The 22,189-nt window shown below is 46.7% G+C and carries 21 protein-coding genes; all 21 read right to left on the minus strand.

Annotation, left to right across the window (positions count from 1 at the left end; all coding sequences use genetic code 11):
• Positions 1-46: 46 nt before the first annotated feature.
• A complete protein-coding gene (locus tag HFD99_RS03095; RefSeq protein ID WP_155399770.1) occupies positions 47-193 on the minus strand; it encodes a hypothetical protein in 147 nt (48 codons plus the stop codon).
• Between the two features lie 138 nt (positions 194-331).
• Positions 332-1,084: a DNA repair protein RecO gene (gene recO, locus HFD99_RS03100; protein ID WP_123797406.1), complete on the minus strand. Its 753-nt coding sequence runs from the start codon at positions 1,082-1,084 to the stop codon at positions 332-334.
• 42 nt (positions 1,085-1,126) lie between these two features.
• Complete coding sequence (locus HFD99_RS03105) at positions 1,127-1,264, minus strand: YqzL family protein (protein WP_090889398.1); 138 nt, start codon at positions 1,262-1,264, stop codon at positions 1,127-1,129.
• 417 nt (positions 1,265-1,681) lie between these two features.
• Positions 1,682-2,584 (minus strand): GTPase Era, encoded by a 903-nt coding sequence (gene era, locus HFD99_RS03110; protein ID WP_016821584.1) that lies wholly within the window; start codon positions 2,582-2,584, stop codon positions 1,682-1,684.
• A gap of 56 nt (positions 2,585-2,640) precedes the next feature.
• Positions 2,641-3,015, minus strand: coding sequence for a diacylglycerol kinase family protein (locus tag HFD99_RS03115; RefSeq protein ID WP_016821585.1), 375 nt, complete (start codon positions 3,013-3,015; stop codon positions 2,641-2,643).
• Complete coding sequence (gene ybeY / locus HFD99_RS03120; protein WP_016821586.1) at positions 3,015-3,512, minus strand: rRNA maturation RNase YbeY; 498 nt, start codon at positions 3,510-3,512, stop codon at positions 3,015-3,017. Before ybeY ends, HFD99_RS03115 begins: the two co-directional genes overlap by 1 nt.
• Positions 3,513-3,567: 55 nt before the next feature.
• Positions 3,568-5,814: an HD family phosphohydrolase gene (locus tag HFD99_RS03125; protein ID WP_123797407.1), complete on the minus strand. Its 2,247-nt coding sequence runs from the start codon at positions 5,812-5,814 to the stop codon at positions 3,568-3,570.
• Positions 5,815-5,909: 95 nt separating this feature from the next.
• Positions 5,910-6,881 carry a PhoH family protein gene (locus HFD99_RS03130; protein ID WP_016821588.1) on the minus strand — a complete coding sequence of 324 codons (972 nt, stop codon included), beginning with the start codon at positions 6,879-6,881 and terminating at the stop codon, positions 5,910-5,912.
• Positions 6,882-6,887: 6 nt separating this feature from the next.
• Positions 6,888-8,081, minus strand: a complete 1,194-nt coding sequence (yqfD, locus tag HFD99_RS03135; RefSeq protein ID WP_167440803.1) for a sporulation protein YqfD — start codon at positions 8,079-8,081, stop codon at positions 6,888-6,890.
• Positions 8,078-8,371: a sporulation protein YqfC gene (gene yqfC, locus HFD99_RS03140; RefSeq protein ID WP_016821590.1), complete on the minus strand. Its 294-nt coding sequence runs from the start codon at positions 8,369-8,371 to the stop codon at positions 8,078-8,080. Before yqfC ends, yqfD begins: the two co-directional genes overlap by 4 nt.
• A 403-nt stretch (positions 8,372-8,774) precedes the next feature.
• Positions 8,775-10,184: an amino acid permease gene (locus HFD99_RS03145; protein WP_017428159.1), complete on the minus strand. Its 1,410-nt coding sequence runs from the start codon at positions 10,182-10,184 to the stop codon at positions 8,775-8,777.
• 422 nt (positions 10,185-10,606) lie between these two features.
• On the minus strand, positions 10,607-11,185 hold the full coding sequence (locus HFD99_RS03150) for a hypothetical protein (RefSeq protein WP_031461799.1): 579 nt from the start codon (positions 11,183-11,185) through the stop codon (positions 10,607-10,609).
• A gap of 43 nt (positions 11,186-11,228) precedes the next feature.
• Complete coding sequence (floA, locus tag HFD99_RS03155; RefSeq protein WP_016821594.1) at positions 11,229-12,230, minus strand: flotillin-like protein FloA; 1,002 nt, start codon at positions 12,228-12,230, stop codon at positions 11,229-11,231.
• A 42-nt stretch (positions 12,231-12,272) separates the two neighbouring features.
• A complete protein-coding gene (locus HFD99_RS03160; protein ID WP_031461801.1) occupies positions 12,273-13,640 on the minus strand; it encodes an NfeD family protein in 1,368 nt (455 codons plus the stop codon).
• Between the two features lie 280 nt (positions 13,641-13,920).
• Complete coding sequence (locus HFD99_RS03165) at positions 13,921-14,364, minus strand: GatB/YqeY domain-containing protein (RefSeq protein WP_013372151.1); 444 nt, start codon at positions 14,362-14,364, stop codon at positions 13,921-13,923.
• A gap of 16 nt (positions 14,365-14,380) precedes the next feature.
• The gene (gene rpsU / locus HFD99_RS03170) at positions 14,381-14,554 is read right to left on the minus strand and encodes a 30S ribosomal protein S21 (RefSeq protein ID WP_005547957.1); all 174 of its coding nucleotides are present in this window, start codon (positions 14,552-14,554) and stop codon (positions 14,381-14,383) included.
• Between the two features lie 170 nt (positions 14,555-14,724).
• On the minus strand, positions 14,725-15,084 hold the full coding sequence (locus HFD99_RS03175; protein ID WP_013372152.1) for a histidine triad nucleotide-binding protein: 360 nt from the start codon (positions 15,082-15,084) through the stop codon (positions 14,725-14,727).
• Between the two features lie 162 nt (positions 15,085-15,246).
• Positions 15,247-16,590 (minus strand): aminotransferase-like domain-containing protein, encoded by a 1,344-nt coding sequence (locus tag HFD99_RS03180; protein WP_038978045.1) that lies wholly within the window; start codon positions 16,588-16,590, stop codon positions 15,247-15,249.
• A 351-nt stretch (positions 16,591-16,941) separates the two neighbouring features.
• Positions 16,942-17,346: a hypothetical protein gene (locus tag HFD99_RS03185; protein WP_017428162.1), complete on the minus strand. Its 405-nt coding sequence runs from the start codon at positions 17,344-17,346 to the stop codon at positions 16,942-16,944.
• Between the two features lie 260 nt (positions 17,347-17,606).
• Complete coding sequence (locus HFD99_RS03190) at positions 17,607-20,996, minus strand: AAA family ATPase (RefSeq protein WP_123797408.1); 3,390 nt, start codon at positions 20,994-20,996, stop codon at positions 17,607-17,609.
• Positions 20,993-22,177, minus strand: a complete 1,185-nt coding sequence (locus tag HFD99_RS03195; protein ID WP_016821599.1) for an exonuclease SbcCD subunit D — start codon at positions 22,175-22,177, stop codon at positions 20,993-20,995. The genes HFD99_RS03190 and HFD99_RS03195 overlap by 4 nt, the downstream gene beginning before the upstream one ends.
• Positions 22,178-22,189 lie beyond the last annotated feature (12 nt).

Genomic DNA, 22,189 nt, shown 5'->3' on the forward strand with positions numbered 1-22,189 from the left:
AATTTATCCCATAAGCCTTGCTAGAGACAGCAAAAAGCCCCCGCCTCTACGCCTGTACAGACGTAGGGACGAGAGCTGACTCCCGCGGTTCCACCCTACTTGATTGCGATCCTACATCACCAGTCAGATCGTAATCCTCTTTTCCGTGTCCATTCAGACGCTCCAGAGTGCCATGTTCACGAACAATTCCCACTGGGCTTACACCGTCCCCAACTCGCTAACTACAGAGAATACGTCTCGTTACTTTCTCGTTCAATGCATCTGCTCCCAAAGGAGATATATAGTAGGATATTACACGTTTTCAGGGATACAGTCAAGAGAACACCGTATTTCACATATCGTACTTATCAAGCTGATCCAGGAAATTACGGGATTTCAGCTTAACCTCCAACTGCATATCCATGAACTGACGCATGACATGTTTGATCTCCAGCTTGGTGGAGTCCTTCACGTCGATATTGCCGAGTCGATTTAGATCCATTTGGGCGAACAAGCGCAGCAGCTTCAACGTACGTGGAGCAACACTCAACGCAGCTGGATCAAAATGCTTGTAGCCCCGACACAAAACCCCACCTAACCTCGGACTGATAAACATATCCTCATCAGCACATTGTTGACCGCTTGAAATACAAGCATCAAGCTGAGGTGCATATCCGGCCGCCTGCAATATTTTAAATTCATAAATACTCATGACGATCAGCGGATCCTTGCCACTCTTCAATGCCTCCAAACAGGCTTTGAGCTGCTTAAACCAAAATGCACCTGTTTCCTCATCCTGTAATACCCGATCAAGCAGTTCACAAGCATAGGAAGCATAAGCAGCCTTTGTAATATCCTCGCGCAGTGTATGGTGGGATTGGATAATTTCACCGGCATTCAGTGTGCCTAAGCCTGTGTTACGAAAAAAAACAAATTCACCGTACGTAAACGGCTGCGTTAAAGCAGCATGACGGCTTTTGGATTTTTTCGCGCCTCTGACCAGCACACCTACTTTGCCTCCGCTTTCGGTGCAAAGCGTAATAATTTTGTTCCCCTCACCGTAATCCATGCTGCGGATGACGATTCCTTCCATCCTGTAAAGCATGCTTCTTCCCCCAAACATTCGCGAAGAAGCCAGTGGTTCGCTCTATTCACGGGCTTCTTCATGCTCGTCCGACTCTCCTTCATCCCTGTCTTGCTCCCTTGTCACGGCGCTCTCCCTGTATAACAGATACGCACCGACATCTCCAGTCATCGCAAAATACTTCCACGAAAAATCTCGCATTCGTATTCATCCTTTCTTCGGAAATGACGTCTGCATCTCAAAAATAGGATGATGCGAAGAGGGAAGAAGTATGCGATGAAATTAATGGATTACGTTGAAAAAGGCTACTGTGTACGGTCTGGACACCGCTTCGCGAATGATTTGATCTTACGAACGCTGACGCTTCTTCAGATTCAAATTCTTCGCTCCGCTACAACGTGCATACAGTTACAATAACTCTTTTAAAAAGCACTCCTTATTTCATCGCTGGAAGAAAGGGTAAGAGCAAGAAGTTAAGCGCCGCTTATGCGCGGCGCTCGTAGAGGTCGAGACGGCTTTTTTATGATACTTACAACAACTATACATATTATTTAACATCAATCTTAGCCTCAATAGACCTTTGATGACCAAAGTGATGGTAGATATCGATATCTGCTTTTAAGCGTCGCGATGGAAGCCCAGATCACGAAGGACACGTTCCTGGTTACGCCAGTCTTTTTTGACTTTAACCCAAAGTTCCAAGAAAATTTTGGATCCTAGCAAATTTTGGATATCCTGGCGAGCTTGTTTGCCCACCTCTTTGAGCATGGCTCCCTGTTTGCCGATAATGATCCCCTTCTGGGAATCACGCTCTACAAAAATAACCGCCATAATATGCACTACACCATTATCCTGTACTTTCATGTCTTCAATCATAACCGCAATAGAATGGGGTACTTCCTCACGTGTCATGTGCAAAATCTTTTCCCGAACCAGCTCGGCAATGACAAACTGCTCTGGATGGTCGGTAATTTGGTCATCAGGATAATATTGCGGACCTTCTGGCAAGTATTTTTGAATCTGGTCCAACAGAGTGTTTACATTATTGCCCATTTTGGCCGAGATCGGCACAATTTCCGCAAAGTCATACAACTTGCGATACTGCTCAATCAGGGGCAACAATGCCTCCGGCTCAATGCGGTCAATTTTATTCAACACCAATATAACTGGTGTTTTGACTTGTTTAAGCTGTTCCGCAATAAAACGGTCGCCTCCGCCCAAACCTTCAGCAGCGTCAATAAGAAAAAGTACCGCTTCTACCTCACCCAATGTATTAAAAGCGGTCTGATTCATATAATCGCCCAGTTTTGACTGGCGCTTGTGAATCCCCGGTGTATCCAAAAATACAATTTGTGTGTCCTCTGTGGTGTATACACCGTGAATTTTATTCCGTGTCGTTTGGGGTTTGTCTGACATGATGGCAATCTTCTGCCCAATGACATGGTTCATCAATGTTGATTTTCCGACATTGGGTCTGCCAACAATTGCGACAAAGCCGGATTTAAACTGTTTCTTAGCCATTTTTTTTATTTCCTCCAGCGCGATTAAGCACCTAATTTTTATTTTTGTTTTTTTCATTAAAGCAGCTGACTCATTAACGTCAACAAAGGTCTATAAAATACAAATATGCCAATAATTACAGCAAAAACCGCTGCCAGGAGCACGGCTCCGGCGGCGGTGTCTTTAGCCGCTTTGGCCAGCGGATGAATATCAGGTGAGATTAGATCCACCGCTGCTTCAACAGCGGTGTTGATCAGTTCGGCTACCATGACTATGGCAATGGCCATGCACACGAATAACCAGTCGAGCCGGGAGATGCGCAGAGTTAACCCTGCCACAATGACAAGGAGCGCCACGACCGCATGTATCCGCATATTTACTTGCGTACGCAGAGCGTATACCACGCCTTCTGCGGCATAGCGAAAGGTCATTCTCCAAGGCTGACGTCTCATTACCGTGTCAACCCCACTTGAGCCAGCACAGCTTCCTGCTTACCCATCATTTCCGCTTCACTTGCATCGTCTTGATGATCATAGCCTAACAGATGCAGAAAACCGTGAACAAACAAAAAACCGATTTCACGCTCAATCGAATGTCCATATTCTTCGCTTTGAGCTTGGGCTGTCTGTACAGAAATAATAATATCTCCTAGAACATCCGGTACATCGTTTAAAGGATTTTCTTCCGTCGGTTCGTAAATTATTTCAAGCTCTTCATCTAGTGTTTCCTTCATAGCAAAAGACAACACATCAGTAGGACGATCAATTCCGCGATAATCCCTGTTCAACTCATGTATTTGATCATCATTCACGAAAGTAAGGGCAACCTCACCGTCCATAACCCCTTCCGCTTTGCCAGCCTCCTCTAATAAGGTGTTCAGCAGCGTGATCAACGATTCGTTAATTACCATATCGTTTTGTTCATTATTCCAAGCTAATTGAAGGCCCATGCCAACCGCTCCTTTTAATTCTAATGCTTTAGCTGTGCTTCATGCACAAGTAATATTAAGCTTTTCCACTTTCGGGCTTAGGTCTTTCCTCTGGATATTCAATACGGGAATGAAAAATTCCCATTACTGTTTCCTTGAGCGTTTGGGCCACGATATCAAGCTCCCTCATGGTCAGTTCACAGTCGTTAAACTGGTGATCATCAAGACGGCTCTTAATTATTTTTTCAATCATGGATTCTACCTGCTCCACCGTAGGTTTTCGCAAGGATCGAACTGCTGCTTCCACACTATCAGCAATTCCTACTACAGCAGCCTCTTTCGACTGAGCCTTCGGTCCCGGATAACGGAAATCATCCTCTGTGAAGTCAGGCTCCACCCCCCGTTCTTCCGCCTCACGCAATGCCTTATGGTAAAAATAATGCAGAAATGTCGTTCCGTGGTGTTGTTCGGCTATATCACGAATCGGCTTGGGTAGCTTGTAATCCAATTGCATTTCCACACCATCACGGGCATGGGCTATAATGATGGATTTACTAAGCTTGGGCTCTATTGTATCATGCGGATTTTCCATCCCATTTTGATTTTCAATGAAGTACGAAGGCCTTTTGGTTTTACCAATGTCATGATAATACGAACCAACCCGGCACAACAACCCATTTGCTCCTATAGCCTCCGCAGCGGCCTCCGACAGATTACCTACCATTACACTATGATGATATGTTCCGGGAGTCTCGGTAAGTAGCTTGCGGAGCAATGGATGATTGGGATTTGACAATTCGACAAGCTTCAGTGCCGACAAGATGCCAAAGGTGGATTCAAAAAATGGCATTAGCCCTATAACAAGGATCGCTGTAACCAGACCACCTGCAAAAGCAAAGGCTACCCCATAGAGTGTCGTTGTTTGAGTCCAGTTCCCTTGGTCAATCAGCGCCAAAGAAAAAACAGCCAGAGCCCCGAACAGGCATACCATAATAGATCCCTTGAACAGCGTTGAACGCTGGCTGGCCCGGTGGGTAGAAAAAATCGACGCCAGACAGACCACAAGGGCAAAAAAACCAAAATTAAAATCAAAAATTTGTCCCTGACGAACATTCAAAATAACACTTGCCAATATACTGAATATAACGGCACATACGAATGCCAGCGACATATCAAGCAACAACGTTACAAGCATAGCTCCAAGTGCGATAGGTGCCAGATAGCCGAGGTAGGATCGTTCACTAGTCTGCAGTATAGAAATTAACAGCATAGCTCCCACTGTAATCACAAAGATTAACACCAGCATGAGCAACTGTGCATTATTATACTTGAAGTTTCGTGTTCGTGATTGAAATTGACGAATATACATAAACAGACCCAATGCCAGCATCATAGACAGCATCAGCAAGCCAAATTGTGGCCAATAGTTGATCTTATCCTTGAGCAGCTCATTCTCATCAAGCAGTGTATAGATTTCCTGGGTAATAATCTCACCCTTTTTAACAAGTACTTCACCCTGTTTAATGTAAACTGTCGGTGTATCTTCACGAGCCTGTACTTTAGCGTCCTTCGTAGCTGTATCATCATAAAACTTGTTGGCTGTAATCACAAGCCTTGCAAGTTCCTGAACAACCTCCCGGGAGGTACGTTTAGTAAGAGAGCTTGTACTCACCCGTTCAGCTACCTTGGCTCGAGCCGTCTGGGCATCCGTAATTTGATCATTCATCAATCCTGTTACAATCTCACGGGCTACGGGCCGCATTTCGGCAATATCCTCAGATGTAAGTCGCGGAATTTTGATGTATGTCTCCTCTGGAATTCGGTACGTTTGCTCTTTCGTTTTTTCCAGCACCTCATCCAGCAATTTATCTGGGTAGGCATCCGCATTACGGCTGTTGTTCACAAAATTTTGCACGAATTCCCGTGCACGTTGAGGAATCTCATCCTTATAAATCGAAATCTTATCTGCTCTGGAGACCTGATCATCCTGATTGAGCCGTTCAATTCGATCCAAAATACCGGTAATCAGGTTATCGTTGCGGATCGGTACAATGGTATACATGGGCTGCACGCGCTCAGCAGATTCCTCTTGGGCCTTCAAAGTCGCCTTACTGTTAGGAAGCTGCATTGGAGCGACAATTTCCTTTTCACTCGGTTGATTCACCCGGATGTCATAGCGTTCGGGAAGCAGCTTGGACGCAAAACCCACATAAAAAAGAACCACCAAAAATAAAAACAGAAGATAGCGTGTCGCCACGCTATACTTCCATCCATTCATTCTATGCTGGAACGTTTTTCCTTTAGATAATTCCTTCGAGGTCATCTAAAACAATCCCTCTCCATCATCTTTTTCAAGGCAGCTATGCTGCTCATTTTGTTCGTTTTCTGATCATACCCACTATACTCGTGCTCAAGGGCTTATGCTTGATTTTCAGCAACACGGTCATAAGCGACGATGATTTTTTGAACCAGGGAATGACGGACAACATCCTCTTCCGCAAACTGGACAAAGCCTATTTCCTCAATCCCTTTTAAAATCGCATTTGCTTCAATTAGACCGGATTTTTTGCCACGAGGTAAATCAATTTGTGTAACATCGCCGGTAATAACCATTTTGGAACCGAAGCCAAGTCGAGTCAAAAACATTTTCATTTGTTCTGGTGTGGTATTTTGGGCTTCATCCAAAATAATAAATGAGTCATCCAGCGTACGACCCCGCATATAAGCCAGTGGCGCAATTTCTATCAACCCGCGCTCCAACGCTTTTGCCGTCTGCTCAGGACCCATCACATCGTATAGGGCATCATACAACGGGCGTAAATACGGATCAACCTTTTCCTGTAAATCCCCGGGCAAAAAGCCCAAGTTTTCACCAGCTTCTACCGCAGGACGGGTCAGTACAATACGCTTGACTGAACCTTCCTTTAGAGCAGCTACGGCCAGCACTACAGCCAGATAGGTTTTACCAGTACCCGCTGGGCCAATCCCAAATACAATATCGCGTTTTTTAATCGTGGTTACATAGTGCTTCTGTCCAATCGTTTTGACACGAATCGGTTTGCCCCGAAACGTTGTCGTAATTTCTCCCTTGAACAAATCAAGCAACTGATCGGCGCGCAGATCTTTTGCCAGCTCAATCGCATAATGGACATCCCTTTCGGTCAGTATATACCCATTACGAATTAACTGGAGCAAAACATCGAACAATTGTTCGAGCACTTCCACTTCGTGAGCATCTCCAAAAACATTAATTTCCGCCTCACGAGATGCTATTTTTGCAGGAATAGCTGCTTCGATCAATTTTAAAAAGGAATCCTGCGGGCCGAATAACGCCTGACCTTCTCCCGCACTGTTCAATGCAATTTGTATGCTGCGTTGTTGTTCTGCCAAATAGCCTCATTCTCCTTGGTTATGAACTAACGGAAGTTCTTCCGCAATATCCTGTTCCACTTCAAAAAGTACTTTCATATAAACTTTACCATTCTCTCTCTTCTCATGCAAAATTTTTTGGCTCATTATTTTCGTTCCTTTGCCGTATTTAGCTAAAATATCCGCGCGTGCGCCTTCTATTCCTGACATTTTGGCTTCTGTTTCCGTTAACTTCTGCTCTTGTATCTTGGTCTCCCTCACACTTTCATTCATCCAACCCATCGGAAGTTTGTAAGAACGCCATGTTAGCGGATCAAGTTCAACGGTCGTTTTATGTGTAGAATAAGGTATTTTCCCATATCCCCACAATTGTATCGCACGGTTGCCTAGCACCAGATACAAGCGATCGTGGCTATTCCCCGTATATGTGCTGCTGCGTCGTACCATGGGACTACTAATTTCATATTCATGCCACACAAGCCCCTTAATCTCTCCTTTGGCTACGACCTGTTGCTGATTCTCCTCATCTCCAAGCGTTCCTGAAATGAGAATAGCTCCTTTTTTGACCCGTGTATTTTTATGCACAACAGGACGTCCCTGCTCGGCAAAAATTTCAGTGACTACCGCGTCCGCCTTACTGATGAGATGACGTGGACTGTAGAGCGGCGGGGGAGTAGGCTGTGAAGCTTCAACGACCTGAATTGTCACCAAGGTTCCCTGCCTTTCCACACCGATCCAGGATGCCTCTGGAAGCTTCTGCATGAGTGCGCGCGAAAGCTTGTCCTGGCTGGAAAGGCGAAAACTCCATTGAAACGGATAAAGCCCCTCCTGTCGGGCTGCTTTGAGAACAGCTTCCGTTGGGAGCTTGTCATTCCCCTTCACTTCAATGTCCCAGATGAGCGATGACATCAGCAGGAGTCCTATCCAGAACAAGGCCAGTCCTGCGAGAAAAAATTTACGTTTGGCGAGTCGTACAGCAGTAAAAGGAAGTCCTTGACGTTTGAGAACATGCATTTTGCAGCCTGTCCTTCTCAAAAGCGGACGCAACAGGAAGACGTGCGGCAGCAGAAGGTTCATTTCTGCAAGTCTAGTACCCATCGGCCGCACGTTCCAAACAGGTATATGGTGATCAGTGAGTAAATTAATGAAAGCTTCCACACTTTCGCCCTCGACAGCTAGGGTAACCGTGCCACGCAGCTTTGCTAAAGCGGGATGTTTCACGAGCCTTCCTCCGTTCCTTCCAATTGAATATCCGTAATATGTCCCTCTACACTTACCTGGTCTGGCAGGATAGACGTAATGATTAGATCATGGCCTGACACTCTTAGCCTGCCTTGCGCAAGTGCAAGTACGAGCTGGTCTGGTGTAAAATCCACCACACCCCGGTGATTTTCTACATAAAGCTGGCGGCTGCCGATGAGGGTTAACCGCGGCAGATCAAATAGAATATCCTGCGGAAGCTCCAACGTCTCGCTGGCCCACTTTCGCAGTTTGCGGCTCATCCGGCTCATACGGCGAAATCTCCTTTCCTGTCATCAGAACAACTGTTATCCAACGGCTAATAGTTGTTTTGATGGCAGCTATGCTGCTTTTTTTATAATCTTCTGTTATTACCACTAGCACTCCATCGTTGTTACGACAGCAGCTATGCTGCTTTTTTAATCGCTTGTTATGACTATTCGGTTTATCCTATGTCTCGATCATCACTGGACACTGTTACACCAGCGTCACAGATATCTGTACTGTACATTTTATGATCCAGTCATCGCATTTATGAGGCTAAACTTACAATTCGTAGCAACTGCAATATTAAAGAGGAAAAAGACCATGCTTTATAAAAATTCACATAAAAAAAGACAACCTCGTTTTCATATCAAAACAAGGCTGTCTTTTTAGTTTCACAGTATGAAATGGTTAGTTTTCGGAATCCTGATTCAAAAGAGAGTTTTTTCGGGAGTATAAAAAGTAAATAACCATACCAATAACAAGCCAAATGATAAAACGAATAAACGTTTGACCATTCAGATTAAGAATAAGAACCCCACATGAAATGATAGCCAGAATAGGAATAAATGGAACCCCAGGACATCGGAAGGCTCTTGGCAAATCAGGTTGTGTTTTTCTCATCACTATGACAGCGACTGAAATCAGAATAAATGCTGATAAGGTTCCAATGTTCACCAAGCTTGCTAACTCATCCAGCGGGATCAACCCACCCATTAATGCAGATAAAGTACCAAAAAACAACGTGTTAATATAGGGTGTTTTATATTTGGAATGAACCTTTGACAATACTTTAGGTACTAAGCCATCACGTGACATCGCAAACATAATACGGGTTTGACCATATAACATTACCAGCATGACCGTTGTCATCCCCAAGATGGCTCCGATATCCACAATACCCGCCACCCAATTCTGACCGGCAACCTGCAAAACTAATGACACCGGATGGGAGATACCTTCAAATTGCATAAACGGCACAATACCTGTCATAATCGCGCTAACGATCACATACAAAAGCGTACAAATAGCAAGCGAGAAAATAATGCCACGTGGTAAATCACGAGCTGGATTTTTGGTTTCTTCAGCAGCTGATGAAACAGCATCAAAGCCAATGAAAGCAAAAAACACAAGGGCTGCGGCTCCAAACACCCCACTGAACCCAAACGGCATAAATGGTGTCCAGTTGTCTGGCTTCACATATTTAACAGCAACAATAATAAACAATAAAACGACAACAATTTTTACAATAACCATGATGTTGTTAATTCGTTTGGATTCTTTTATTCCAAAATAAAGCAAGAATGTGATAGCCATCAAAATTAAAAAAGCTGGAAGGTTAAAATAAGTAGTTTGGTCTTTTAAAGCTCCTGGCGCAGCAGTGAATTCAACCGGGATATGAAGACCAATTCCTTTCAAAAAGGATACAAAATAACCCGACCAACCTGCTGAAACAGCGCTGGCAGCCAACATATATTCCAAAATTAAATCCCATCCGATAATAAAAGCCAATAGCTCTCCCATCGTAGCATATGTAAAAGTGTAAACAGAACCGGATACTGGAACGGTGGAAGCAAACTCAGCATAAGCCAATGCTGCGAACAAACAAGCGAGCCCCGCAATCACAAAAGACATTACCAAACCCGGACCAGCCGTAACTGCTCCCGTACCTGTCAAAACAAAAATTCCCGTTCCGATAATGGCTCCAATCCCAAGCATTGTTAAATCAAACGCACCCAATTCCCTTTTAAGTGCTTTTTCCCCACGTGTAGCAGCGATCAGTTGATCAATGTTCTTCTTTCTGAACAAGCTATTCCCCATCCATCCCATCCTCCTAAACATAAATTTTTACTTTTTGTATAACCCTGTGACATCACCTCGATATAAATCAAATTTTAGCTAAATATGGGGTAAATTTTCATAAGTTCTATCGTTGAGAACATTATATATAAAAAAGAAAAAATGAAAACGACTTTTGGAAGGCTTCGTTCATATTGTTACATTTGATCATTTTTTACATAAGTATTTTCACAAATGAGATTCTAAATTAGACAAAATGCCGTCTTTTTAGATGACAGTAAATGTGAGAAAAATGTAGCATATATAAGATCATCACATTCGTTGTTAGGTAATTTGAGCATTTGTCGTTAGGTCTTTTTTTATTCTAGCAAGTTTATGTATTGCTAAAAACATCGCAAAAAAAAGATCCGCCACAGCCAAAGCCGTGACGGATCACTATCATTTTAACGTCTTCCTCCACCCATGTAACGCTTGGAACGCGGAGGGCCTAATATCTCTGCCCAAATTACACCTCTGCGTAGGTCAGCTGCATTCACGGTACCCCGTTCTTGAGAAGTTTGCTCTAGCCCATCTGTAATTTCCTCCGAATCACTCGCATTGGATATACGATCGAGTCGGGCTAAAACCATCCTTCGCTCTTCTTCCATAATACGAATCCGATCCTCTAAAGTCGTACCGTTATCTAATGAATCTTGGTCCATCTGTTCTTCCTTTTTCAGCCCGTCTCCCACTTCTTCTATAGGACGAGCTTCCATCTCCGCCCGTCGCTCATTAGGAAATTGACGTTGCAGCTCTCCAGTAACATCTTGCTGACGTCGCTCTATCTCAGGTTCCGTTGTGAAAGGTCTGGACGACGTCGAGGACCCGCGCGAACCATGATCACCACCAAAGGTAGGCATACCTTGCCGCGGGGAAGATTTCCGATCTCCACCTTGAATGCTTTTCCCCAAAAAGGACACCAGTGCAAAGCCAATCACGATCAAGATATACAAATGGTCAAAGATCCAGCTGATAAAATTCATTACTCACCGCCTAACTGCTATAGTTCATCGGCCCGTCCGTTAGTTAATCCCGGTTCTTGTTATCATTCCCCGAGTTCTCATTCGGTTTGCCTAAGGAACTACGCATTTGCGTATCTGCCTCAATATTTTTTAAATTCATATAGTCCATGACGCCAAGTTTACCGCTACGTAGCGCTTCAGCCATTGCCAGAGGCACTTCGGATTCGGATTCCACCACGCGTGCTCTCATTTCTACAACACGCGCCTTCATTTCCTGCTCCTGCGCTACAGCCATCGCACGCCGCTCTTCGGCTTTTGCCTGCGCAATACGTTTGTCTGCTTCCGCCTGCTCTGTTTGCAGGAAGGCACCGATATTTTTACCTACATCAACATCTGCAATATCAATCGACAGAATCTCAAATGCTGTCCCTGCATCCAAACCTTTGGATAGTACGGTTCTCGAAATGGAATCTGGATTTTCCAGCACGTCTTTATGCGAGTTACTGGAACCAACCGTTGTTACGATACCTTCACCAACCCGAGCAATAATCGTTTCTTCTCCTGCACCACCAACGAGTCGATCAATGTTGGCACGCACCGTAACACGAGCTTTAACCTTCACTTCGATACCATCCTTGGCGACCGCAGCAACAATAGGCGTCTCAATAACACGCGGATTAACGCTCATTTGGACCGCTTGCAGAACATCCCGTCCCGCAAGATCAATCGCAGCCGCACGTTCAAATTCAAGCGGAATGTTAGCGCGCTGCGCGGCAATCAACGCATTGATCACTCGGTCTACATTCCCCCCTGCGAGAAAATGACTTTCCAGCTGATTGATATTCAAGCCCAGACCAGCTTTGGTAGCCTTAATGAGGGGATTGACAATTCGGCTTGGTGTGACGCGCCGCAACCGCATAGCTACTAGCGTAATGATACCGATCCGCACACCCGAAGCCAGCGCCGAAATCCACAGCATCACCGGGAAGAAACTAAAAAACACACTCAATACAATAATCACTACTACGGCAATCAGCAAAATACTGACAATACCCGATTCGAACACTCGCATCATCCTCCATTAATCTAATTCTTCGTTGTTAGCTCGCTAGACGCTCGCGTCTGCCTTGACTACAATTCGCCCGCCTTCTACTTTGGATACGATAATCGGCATATCCGGGGCGATAAACTCCCCATTCGTTACGACATCCACTCGCTCGTCAGCAATTAGCACCGTTCCAGCTGGACGTAACGGGGTCAGACTGACCCCCCTCTGACCTAGTAACGTTTCCCGATTCACAACCGAAGAAAACCCTTGGTCAGCCGTTAAACGTTCCTGAAGTATAAAACGGTTCCATATCCCTCGGTCCTTAAAGACAACCGCGATGATCGCCACCACGGCAACAGCCGCTGCAAAAGCAATCCCCAAAGATATAAACGCATGCTGCATGTTGTATGCTGCACGGACTACACCCGCGACAAGGCTGATGGAACCCAAAATACCCAGAATGCCAAAGCTTGGAATGAACATTTCAAGTATAAGCAGTGCCAGACCGATAATGAACAACAGCCACGTCTCCGAACCTGCAAAGCCAGCGATATAATTACCAAAGAAATACAAACCAAATCCAAGTACACCTAAAATTCCCGGTACACCAAAGCCAGGTACAAGCAGTTCAATAACTACACCCGCGATACCAACAAATAAAAGCAATGTCTGCACGATCGGGTTGGTCAATATCTCGGCTGCTTTTTCAGCCCATGTGCGCTCCACATGGATTACATCATCTGTACTGTAGCCCATCCACTGGATAACTTCTTGTTCCGAAGACGCGATGTGATCCGCGTACCCCAATTTCAGCGCTTCCTCACTGGTTAAAGAAATGATCTGGCCATTTTCCTTATTAAAATTCATCTCCGGGATAGATACAGTCGATTTGGAGTCGACCATGCCTCTAGCAATATCGGGATTGCGCCCGCCAGCTTCTGCGGCAGATGCCATGCTGCTCTTCCACCAAGCTATCGTTTTTGGGTCTGTAATAGCATTCCCCCTGCCGTCTACTAACGCTGCTGCTCCGATAATACTCCCCGGTTTCATAGCAATCTTGTTAGCACTCAACGCAATATAGCTACCCGCTGAGGCCGCTTCTCCCTTTATATAGGCTACGGTCGGTATGGGACTGTCTTTAATCAGTTTGCCCAGCTTCTCCGCTGTATCTACCCGTCCGCCGGGAGTGTTAATATCCAGTAAAATCAGACCTGCTTTGGAATCAACCGCTTCTGCAAATCCACGCTCCATAAATTTGCCCAGACCCTGTTCAATTTCCTGATCAACTGGTATAACAAACACAGCTCCGCCCTTTGTTTGAGCCGCCGCTGATCCAGAATGAACTAAGGGTAACAACAGAACGGATATCATAATCCACAACGTTAAAAAGACCAATTTGCGGCTGGAGTGGTGATGCTCTCTATGCATTTCTTTCCCCCCTTTCGATCTTTCCTTGTTACAGCATACCAAACTTTGTTAGACAAACTAAACAGTTTTCAGGATTTAATGTGAAATTATTGGGTATATTGCTAATCCTGACGCCTGTCAAATACTTTACGCCCCTAATGGACATCACGTTTCACACAATTACAGGAAGCGCCTTCATGAAGGCGTTTTCCACCATTCTCTTTTATGGCAGGCATCACACATATAGAAATAACACCCTCTGTAAACAGAGGGTGTTGTGTTTTCCTGTTTGTCGCAGGGTTTATTGCAGAAATTGCTGAACCGCCTGGTTCACGAGCTTACCGTCAGCACGACCTTTTACCTTAGGCATTAAGGCCGTCATTACTTTCCCCATCTCGGCTTTCGAAGAAGCACCGGTTTCCTGGATGGTCTGCTGTACAATAACTTTAATTTCTTCTTCAGAAAGTTGTTCAGGAAGGTACTGAGCGATGATCTCTATTTCTGCTTTAGTGCTTGTCGCAAGTTCATCACGACCGGCTTTTTCAAACTCATGGAGGGCATCTTTTCGCTGTTTGATCTCACGACTCAGAATATCAAGCACTTCGTTGTCGTCCAAATTCCGTTTCAAATCTATTTCAAGATTTTTAATCGTAGAACGAACCATTCGAATGGTGGAGAGTTTGAACTTGTCCTTACTCTTCATTGCTTGCTTCATATCTTCGTTCAATCGTTCGCTCAAATTCATGATTACTTAGATCCTCCTAGAACTTTCTCTTACGAGCAGCCTCGGACTTTTTCTTGCGCTTTACGCTTGGCTTTTCATAATGCTTGCGTTTCTTCACCTCAGCCAATACGCCATCCTTAGCAATGGAGCGTTTAAAGCGACGAAGTGCAGCATCAATTGTCTCGTTTTTGCGAACTTTAGTTTCAGACACCAGTTTTCCCTCCCTCCGACCAGACCGTCCAAGAGCAATAACACGGTTCATCAAATTTTATTATAGGTGAAACGGAAACCAGGTGTCAACCTATAAGAAAAAATGAGTACATAGAAGGAACTTTTTTTCCCGTCACTTCCGCATTACTGAAAAGACTAGCTCTGTCATTTTTAAGAATGCGAGTCCGAAATACCTGTCAGGGCACCTAATTTGGCGCCGCCCAGCAAGTGATAATGCAGATGGCCTACCGCTTGTCCACTATCCGGTCCACAGTTGTTAATCAACCGATAACCAGACTCAGCGATTCCCAACTTTTTCGCAACCTCAACCGCAACACGATGTATCTCCGCGATAAGAGGAAGATCCTCCTCCGTTACAGCATTCATTGAAGGAATGTATTTTTTTGGAATAATGAGCACGTGTACTGGCGCCGCAGGTTGGATGTCATGAAATGCGAGCACATTGTCGGTTTCCAACACCTTTTTGCTGGGGATGCTTCCATCCACAATTTTCAAAAACAGATCGTCCATTCAAAACCCTCCTTTGGCAGTGAGCCGATCATAAGCAATTAAACATCAGCAGTCCTTGCTCTCGGCATTCAAAGTTATGTATTTTCCACACCAAACAGAAACATAACCAATCATGATTGGTTATGCCTATGTTTCTATATGTATCATAACGGAAAATGGGGCTTAATACCAGTTTCCCTTACTAACTTCCTCTATTATAGATTTAACTCCTTTATCAATTAGATCCGGCTGTGCACGCGAAATACTTATACGCAAAAATTTTTCTTGTTCCCTGTAGCTTGATAAATAAAAACCTTTGCCAGCTACAACTTGGATGCTTCTCGCGTTAAGACTGTGTACCAAACGTTCCAAATTCACCGTCCTCGGCAGCTTAAACTGCGTATAAACACCTGAGGTTACAGCTGGAGTTTGAATGTACCCGGACTGATTGTATCGTTCCACCGCCTTGTTCAGAATACGAACGCGCTCCGAATACAGTTTGGATATCGTGTGTTTATGGCGTTCATACATTCCATTTTTAATATAGATATCAAGTGCTGCCTGAGACAAAATGGATGTGTCAACATATCTTTTATAGGTACTGAACGTCTTTAATAAGTTTTCTGGCAGTACCGCAACCCCTAATCGCAAGCCAGGGAAAATGATTTTTGAGAAGCTTTTCAAGTAAATAGTGTGCTCTGTCTGATCGTATGCATAAATGGGATCAACAAGATGATCAACTCCCAAATCAGCCATATAGTCATCTTCTACGATGTACACATCATATTTGGCAGCCAAGGCAGCTATCGTTTTTCGTTCTTCCGTGTTATATGAGATACCAAGAGGATTATGATGCCTTGACATGGTATAAAAAAATTTGATGTTACCCTGCTTAAATTGGTTCTCCAACTCATAAAAATCTAGACCTTCCGCTGTCCGTGCAATCGCATTGACGGGTATGCTCTCTTCCTCCAAAAAACGCAAATAAATATCGTAGCTGGGCTGCTCGACCAAAATCTTTTCTTTGCCATTGGGAAACGGCATTTTCGCGAGTATTTCTAATGCTTGTTGAACACCTGAAGTAACGATAATCCGATCTGTTTTTGCAAACACCTGAGTATCAGCCAAATGAGAGACGAGCGTATGTCGCAATGTTTCCAATCCTTGCGAATCCCCATATGTGAACAGATGATATTTGTAAGTGTCAATAGCCTGATTTAGACAATGCTGAAAATCTAGATATGGAAATACATTTAAATCCGGGGATGCTGAAGCAAAATCAACGTAGTCGGAAATATGGCTATGGTGTACGTCACTGGGGTTTTCCACTACATAGTATCCGCTTTGCGGTATGGAATAAATGGCATGCTTCCTTTCAAGTTCAGCATAGGCTCGCAGAATTGTGCTTTTGCTGCACTTGTATAGCTCCGAAGCATCACGGACCGATGGCAGCTTGTAACCAGATCTATATTGTCCCTCGCGAATTTTAAGCTCTATATCTAATAAAACCGAAACATATTTTTTCACGATATCCTCCTGCCTGTTCAGTACATCCTCTTTATATGCTTATTCCTTCTTATGTTTCTGTACACGCTTGATGTTAACATGGTTTTTAGATAAACAGGATACCTCTTTTCACTAAACTGTACCCATACAGTCTCCATTCATAAATCATTGTAACCTCGATAAAGGCTGTAAGCGTTATAGCTCATTAACATATTGAGACGGTAGATGTGAAAAAGAGGCTGTTTCTTCATGCTGGAAGAAACAGCCTTACTTAGTGATGATGTATGGATACGCCTATATAGCCACTTATACTGTACAAGGGCTGTAGGCGGGAGAGAGTAGAACGATGGTCAGGTAACGAAGAAGATCGGATTAGTAGTAAGGCAGTAAACTAATCGCTGTCAACGCAGCAAGTGGCAGAATCAAGCGATTAAAGCGGCGACGTCCGTATGGGAATCCATACGCATAGGCGGGTACTGGGACCGGGTAAGGGTACGGATAAGGGTACGGAGGATAAGATGCATAGCCGCCATAAGCACGGGAGCCGCATCCACAATTGTTGGGCGGATAGGGGAGATTAACATTCTCCATTTCTTCTCCACCCATAGGAACGGCTAAGTATATCTTTTCATCATCCACATGCTCTACTATTCCGTCATACATTGTCCCATCCTTTACCCATACGCATACATAACGATGCATATGCTGTTGACATAGTGTTTTAGCATCCATCTGTTGCGATGCTGTAACATTTTCGGTTATCATGCTTTTTTCCATGGTTGTTTCCTCCTAGACTCTTGCATGTATACCGTATGTTATTCAAAAACGGGCTATGTGCTACATCAAATTGGGCGAATTCCGGCTACAAAAAAAAGAAGCACCCCGGGAGCTCTTGGCAGAGCCCCTCTGAACGGACGTATGACGGGAAGACTTCTTCCGCAGCATACGTCCGCCGGGGTGCTGTATGATTAACTTGTCGGCTTAGCTGTATTATAACAACAGTTTGAAACTGTATCTGTGATCCGTATCACATTGTTTCAAAATGTTTCCATAACTACACGAGAGCCTCCACCAGCCTGCTCTGCGGGAAGAACAACCAGCTTGCGTGGGAGCCGGGCCCGCAATTCAGGCACATGGCTAATCACACCAACAGATAATTGATCGTGATGCAGCTTTTCTAGCGAGGTAATCACTGTGTCAAGCAGTTCGGGGTCCAACGTTCCAAATCCTTCATCCAGAAAGAAAAATTGTAGAGGGTATTGGCCCCGCAATTGAATTTGAGCCGACAGCGCAAGCGCAAGCGACAAAGAGGTCAGGAACGTTTCGCCGCCGGACAAGGTCGATACCGGACGTTTGACCCCACCGTTGGCATCATCACTAATGACAAAACCACCGCTGGAATCTACTTCTAGCGCATAACGCTGCTTAGTCAGAAAACGTAGGCGGCGTGAAGCGGATTGGCTGACCTGCATGAGCTGCTCTTCGGCAATATATTCAACGAAGGCATTGCCTCGAAAAACAGACTGGAGCTTGGACATTTTTTCTGCCTCGCTACGCAGATGTAAACGATTGGACTCCAGCTCCATCCAGCGGACGTGCCGACGCTGCAAGTCCTCTAAATCACGTTCGGCCTTGGCGCGATTCTGAAGCGCCTCTTCGTCGCGTGCACGGCAATCACGCAGCCTCGCAGTGGTCGTTTCCCACTGTTCCTCTGTTATTGTTGCTCCATTCAACTGCTCTTCGACATGTTTTAAGCGGGAAGACAGCTCCTTCTCCCGTTCTCGGTGCAAATTCACTTCACGCTCATAGCGTGTGGCTTCTTCCGGTCCCAAGCAGCATTCCAAGACCTCTGCTTCCGTAGCAAAAGAGGAAGCTTCCAGACGGATGCCCCAACGGGATGCTGCTGTCTGCCGTCTTTCTTCTGCCGAGTCGGAGGCCTGCCGCGCTATCAGTGAAGCATGAACAGCCTGATGCTTGCGTTCTTCCGCTTCGGTACGGCGGCGTGCAGCGGCTTCGGCTCCGTTTTTCAGTCCCAACAAGCGTGAGGTCGCTTCTTCCAGCAATGAGGCTGCTTGGCCTTCTCCAACCCACTTTCGGAGCTGTTCTTGCTTTTCACGCAGCAAATCATCTTTACTTTGCAGCCCTGTACGACGGGCAATAATGATTTTGTCCTCCTCGATGATGCTTTGCTGTATCTGCTGTACACGCGCTGCCTTTTCTTCGAGGAAAGTCACGCTCGTCTCCAGTCGGGATCGCAGCTCCTCCGCACGCCGGTCGCGCTCCTGCATGGCGCGATAACGCTCCGCAGCTTGGTCGGGGCCGACATCCGGCAGCTGCGCTGCCCATTCGGCGCGCAGCCCCTCGCTGCGCGTGGTACATGCCTCGCGCTTGCTCCGCGCCTGCGCCAGGGCTGCAACCGCCGCTTCCTGCTCGGCGGCTGCACGGATACGCCGCTGCTGTCCGGCGGCGTCCGCCTCACGCAGTGCCTGTGCCTCGGCAGGCAGCGTATGCGCACGCGCTGCCAGCTCAGCCGCTGCACGCTCCAGCGCTGCACAGCGCTCCGCCCATACGGCGACACCACGAGGCACAGTAGCCGCAGGCGTAAAAGGCTCGCCCGTGGCGGCAGCGCCGCTGTCTGCGGCGGCGGGCTGCGTCAGCAGGCTGCGTTGCTCGTGCAACTGCTGGCGCAGTGTGAGACGCAGCTCCTGTAAGCCGAGCCGCAGGCGGTGCAGCTCATCCGGCGCAGCGGAATCCGCGCCATGGGCCGCAACAGCGGCAGGCGCGGGATGATGCAGAGAGCCACACACTGCGCATGGCTCTCCTTCGCGCAGCTCGGCAGCGAGATGCTGCGCGAGACGTCCGAGCTCCTCGGCACGAAGCTCGTGACGCAGCTGCTCCTCCTCGGCAGCCAGTGCCGACACGTCGGCTGTAATTTCCGCCTCTAGCGCCAGCAATGCCTCGATGCCTTCAGCCGCCTGTGCAGCAAGGACAGAACGTCGTGCCACCGTCTCCTGTATCTCCTGCTCCATTAGCTTTAGACGTTCGTCTGCTAGCGCAAGCCGTTTCTCCTGAGCTAAATACTCCTGTTCAGCTTCACGCCATTGCTCATGCGCTGTCTCCAGCTGTTGTAGCCGCTGCACAGCCTCTTGCAGCATACGCCGCTCATCTGCCCGCACTTCATTTTGCTTCAACTCCTGCTGAAGCTCCTGCTGCCGCTTTAAACCTCGTGTCTGTAACTCTTGTTCCTTTGCGAGACCTGCGGCATGCTCTGCAAGGGTTTGTTCGCTATGCGCCAGTTCGGCCGCCAAACGTTCTCTTTCGGTCCACAGCACTTCCGTATCACGTTCCAGTTGAAGTGCCTGCTCCAGTTGGTCGATCCGAAGCAATAGCTTCGGTTCTTCAGCACTGAGTGCTTGTCGCGCCTGCTCATCTGCTTGCACAGATACAAGCGCTGTCTCCGCTGCGGAGGCAGCCTGGACTGCCATCTGTTCAGCATTCTTTTGCCGTTTTTCTGCTTCGGCAACGGCTTCCTTCCAATCTGTCAGTGCAGGCAGCAACGCCTCCGCTGCAGAGGCTTGTCGCAGCTTGCGCTCCAGCAAAGCAATGCCTGGTTCCTGTCTTGCCATATCCTCCAACTCATTCACTCTTTGGCTAAGCTCCATGACCAGTTCCCGTGTTTTGTTCAGCACCTCCGCTTCCCGTGAAACACGCTCTAGCTCGCGGCGCGAGGCCTCTGCATGGTCCATCGCTTCTTGGAGGCGCAGCTTTACAAGCTCAAGCGCTTCAGCACTCGCATCCCCCAGCCCTTGCTGCTCCGCTTCCAACGACTTCAAGGCGATGTCGTTATCCTTCACACGACGGCTCAGCTTCTGAGCAAGTTGATCTCCGTACTTCTCCAGATGGAACAAACGCTGAAGCATCTGTCTACGTTCACTGCCCTTTAAGGATAAAAATTCCGCAAACTTCCCCTGCGGTAATACGACAGCGCGCGTAAAATCGTCCATTTTCAGGCCGATGTACTCCTCCACACAGCGCGTCACATCCTGTACTTTGTCAGCAAGTACTTCCTCGCCGTCTTCTGTATATGCAATAAAACGGCTAAGCGTATTATTAACCGATACGCCTCCTGCACGTTTGAAACGTCGTTCTACACGGTAACGGCGAGGTCCTTGAGCTGACATTAATTCAAATGTAAATGCTACAGACAGCGTATCCTCGGCATGATTCATGATGCCTTGTGTACCATTCACCGCCCGCTCCACTTTACCGTACATGGCCAACGTAATAGCATCTAGCAATGTTGATTTACCACTACCCGTTGGACCAAAAATTCCGAACAGCCCCGTTTCGGTCAAATCGTCAAAGCGAATTTCCTGCGACTCCCGGTAGCTTTGCAATCCCGCCAGTTTCAGAAGGATCGGCTTCATACCTCATCCTCCTCAGCGTGGTCTCTTGCATCATCCTGTTCTACCAATTCTAGAAACAACTGTACTAATCCTTCATCCGGCTGTGCTCCGCCCGTCTGTCGTTGGTAAAACGCCCGGAACAGCTCATGAACCGGCAGTTCTGAACGTTGCTGTTCCAACTGTGCCGCAGCCATTTCTGGGTACACGGGGCGAATATGAATGATGCCTTCACGGCTTTTGCGCAACCGTTGAATATCTCCCATTGACATTGCTTCATCCAGCGTAATTTCCAGGTCAATAAAGGCATCAGCATCCAGTCCTTCATCCAGCCAGCGATATACTTCCTCCAGACCTCCCCGTGCTCGCCACCTCACTAATGGGCGTCCACTGGTAATATACAGTTCCTCAACCTGTGCTGGCTTGCCGGCAATCACGTCAATTAACGTAACTGATTTGGCTTGTCCAGCTTCGGAAAAGCTATAAGCCAGCGGAGAACCACTATAACGCATCAGTCCATCGCCCTTCACATATTGGGGACGATGCAAATGCCCCAGAGCCGTATACTGCGCTCCAATGCTCAAAGCAGACGGATCTACGGTATAGGCTCCCCCGACCTGAATCGGACGTTCCGAATCCGACTCCAGCCCGCCAAGCACATATATATGGCTCATCGACAAATTAACAGTATCGGGCCGAAACGCTGTACCCAGCTGTGACATCAGCATCCCTACACGACGGCTATATGCCTCGCGTAATATGGTTTCATCCCCGTCTTCAGACAATAGCTCATTCAGACGAGACTCAGACGGATATGGCAAGGCCGCAATACATGCCATTTCGCCCGTTCGCGGTGTACGAACGCGCACTGCTTCCCCATGAGGCAGTCCCAGCAATGTAATTCCACGCCCGCTCACCAGCGGGGTGACCGAGGATACTCTTTCCGGCTGATCATGATTGCCGGCAATGACGACTAGCGGTCTTCCTCCAGCCGTAAGACGAGCAGATGCTTCATAAAACAATTGCTCTGCGGCGGCCGAAGGATTGACTGAGTCGTACACATCCCCAGCCATCATAATCAAATCAGCCTGCTGGTCGTCAGCCATTTTCACCAATTCTTCCAAAAACGCCTCCTGCTCCTTCAGACGGCTTCGACCTTCCAATGTGCGACCCAAATGCCAATCCCCTGTATGCAAAATCCGCATGCTATTCCCCCT

The sequence above is a fragment of the Paenibacillus sp. EKM301P genome, assembly GCF_011800295.1.
Classification (GTDB): domain Bacteria; phylum Bacillota; class Bacilli; order Paenibacillales; family Paenibacillaceae; genus Paenibacillus; species Paenibacillus polymyxa.